Here is a 3,146-nt window from a genome sequence, read left to right as displayed (position 1 = left end):
GGAACGTTGCTTTTGTCCACCAGAGACTTCAGAAGGATACTTTTGAAGTATTGCTGAAATGCCTAACATATCAGCTACTTTTTCTACTTTCTGTCCAATATTTCGTGATGAAACACCTTGAAGGGAAAGTGGAAGAGCGATGTTTTCGTAAATAGTTAAGTTCTCCAATAAGTTAAAGTCTTGGAAAATGAATCCTAACTTTTGTGAACGGAAATCAGAAAGCTCACCTTGTTTCATTTTCGTAATATCTGTTCCTGCAATTTCAACAATGCCGCCCGTTGTTTTATCTAACGTTGAAATTACATTTAATAATGTCGTTTTGCCAGAACCAGATGGTCCCATAATTCCGACAAACTCACCCTCTTGAATTGAGAATGAAACACCTTTTAACGCATGTGATTGGTTCTCACCTTTTTTACCGTACACTTTTTGGACGTTTTTCACATCTACAACTGGTTTTGTCATATATATCCTCCTATGTTTGTTTTTTCATTTCTTTAAAATAAGTCGCTATTCATACTTGCTACTAACAAAATAGTCATGTTGCATCTATCTTTTCCATAAGGCTGTCACGATGTATCCAATTGAAAGCTGTAAAGAAAATTTTATTTTTAATTTCTCCACTCACCTCATTGCTTTGAATACAAACATGATAAACTATGAAAATTAGGAAACACCCTGTAAAATCCTTAAGAATTCTTAAGTTTAATAAAAAAAGCTTATGGAACCTGTAATTCCATAAGCCAATCTATTTGATTGGATGTTCAACAATAAAGGACATCCGACCATCTTTATATTCTGCATATATATTACCATGATGAAGTTCAACAATTCTTTTTGAAATAGCAAGCCCCAGTCCATTTCCTTGATCACTTTTTCTTGCCTTATCACCCCTGAAAAATCTTTCAAACAATTTATTAGGATCGCTAACAGGTGGTTTCTCGACTTTATTCGACACTTTCAAAATTGCTTTATTACCTATTCGTTCAAGACATACGAATAATGCCGATGGTTTCATGCTGTACTTTATCGCATTCATAAACAGATTTTCATAAACACGTACCATTTTTTCTACATCTATGAAGATAGGTATTGTTTCTTCCGTGATTGATTTTTGAACGATTAAACTTTCCTTTTCAAATATAGGAATGTATTCTCCAACTATTTGTTCCAACAAACCAGATAAATCGACTTCATTAAGATTTAACTTAGCATCTATGCCTGATAAACGAGTATATTCAAACAGCTCATCAATTAAATATCTCAGTCTCTGTGACTTTGAATACGTGGTTTCAAGGTATTCCTGTAATTGTGTGTTATTGTTGTATTGCCCTCGTTTTAATAAATCTATATAGCCAATAATAGATGTTAACGGTGTGCGTAAATCATGAGATACGTTCGTTATAAGTTCATTTTTTGTACGTTCTAATCGTCTTTCTTGTTCAAATGTATTTTTCAATTCCTTAGACATATAGTTGATATTTTGAGCAAGTTGGGTCAATTCGTCCTTCCCCTTAATCCCAATTGTCAAACCCAGTTTTCCATTGGCAATATCATTTACATTATCCGAAATGAGCTTCAAATATACTATTTTCTTTCGAACCAATATCAAAAAAAGTATGATAAAGTTAAAGATTGCGAACGCGAATAAGAAAAACAGTGCCAAATTTACTTCAAAGATACCAAATTCTTCGTGTTTTACAAATAATGGATCTATGACATATACCAAAATGAGAATTGTTAAACCAAATGAAATAAAAAAACTAACTGCAACAGCACCAAGAAGTTTTATAATGATTTTATTTCTAAAACTAACATTCTTCATATTTTATATCCAATTCCCCACACAGTTTTAATATAAATGGGATGTTTAGAATCCTCTTCTATTTTGTCTCTTATTTTTGTAATATGCACCATGACAGTATTGTCTGATTTATAAAAAACCTCTTCCCAAACTGCTTCATATATTTTTGCTACACTCAGGACACTCCCTTTGTTGCGGGCAAGTAGTTCGAGAATAGCAAACTCTTTTGGAGTTAGCCTTGTTTCCTTTTCCCTTACCCATACTTGACGAGTATCTGTATTCACGGTTAAGTCACCAATTTCTAGAATGCTTTTATTATGTTCTATTGACGTATTGTATTTTTTAGACCTTCTTAATTGCGATTTTACCCTAGCAATTAATTCTAATGGGTTAAACGGTTTTGATAAATAATCGTCTGCACCAGAGGCTAGACCCTGAATTTTGTCTATATCCTCAGATTTTGCAGATAGCATAATGATAGGCATATTACGATTCTCCCTAATCTTCATGCAAGCTTCAATACCATCCATATTCGGCATCATAATATCTAAAATAATAAGATCAAATTCATTTTCTTCTAACAATTGTAAAGCTTCCATAGCATCTTCAGCTTTTTGAGTTTTCAGACCTTCATTTTCCAAATAAACAGAGATAAGATTTCTAATCTCTTTATCATCATCAACAATAAGAATTTTTAACTCCATATGATTCCTCCACATTTTTTCTCGAATTGAACAACTAAAGACATAAACAGTTGAAACATTTCTATCTTATTTTCTTCAAATTAATTCCTTAAATTTTTTTGACTCCAATAAACCTTGAAATTGAAAAGGCTACACCAACTGATTTCTAGTTCATTATATACAAAAATAAGAAAATGAATTATTTTCATACTTAATCCACCCACAGGTTTGAATTCATAATTATACACTAGCGTCCAAATCTTAAAAAAAAGGGGGAAAAGTTCTTAAGAATTCTTAAGCTTTCTACAGCATTTTGTCATAAGGATATATGGCCACTCTTGAAGTGTTCACTATTAGGCCTCACCATACATGCCCATCAATCTAAAATTTTATAGTACCTCAGAACGAAATTTTGTACTAACTTGTAACAAAATACTCATTTTTTGTTTTGAGGTATTTGCATTTTTTAGCTTGATGGGCATGGGGATGGGGGACAGCCGAGTAATTGATAAATCTCCTTTCTTGTTTTTCTCTCTATTTTTTTGTTGCTTACATTAGAAATGCTAAACCGTATAATAACTCATATTAAACTTATAAATAGACTTGCTAGTAATTTTTCATACTAATTATTCCTTTCTTCATGCTGTAATACTTAATAG

At 32.0% G+C, this 3,146-nt stretch carries 3 protein-coding genes; all 3 read right to left on the bottom strand.

Going from position 1 to position 3,146, the window contains the following annotated elements; all coding sequences use genetic code 11:
• The coding region (locus ACQGS6_RS25475) for an ABC transporter ATP-binding protein (protein ID WP_426965807.1) at window positions 1-465 on the bottom strand (465 nt) is incomplete at its 3' end.
• A gap of 283 nt (window positions 466-748) precedes the next feature.
• Window positions 749-1,825 carry a HAMP domain-containing sensor histidine kinase gene (locus tag ACQGS6_RS25470; RefSeq protein ID WP_426965806.1) on the bottom strand — a complete coding sequence of 359 codons (1,077 nt, stop codon included), beginning with the start codon at window positions 1,823-1,825 and terminating at the stop codon, window positions 749-751.
• A complete protein-coding gene (locus tag ACQGS6_RS25465; RefSeq protein WP_426965805.1) occupies window positions 1,822-2,508 on the bottom strand; it encodes a response regulator transcription factor in 687 nt (228 codons plus the stop codon). Before ACQGS6_RS25465 ends, ACQGS6_RS25470 begins: the two co-directional genes overlap by 4 nt.
• Window positions 2,509-3,146: the final 638 nt, after the last annotated feature.

The sequence above is a fragment of the Bacillus sp. GMs2/2 genome (assembly GCF_050172095.1).
Lineage (GTDB): Bacteria > Bacillota > Bacilli > Bacillales > Bacillaceae_G > Bacillus_A > Bacillus_A cereus.
Note: the sequence above shows the minus strand (reverse complement) of the source record. Positions and strands in the feature narration are given on the sequence as shown.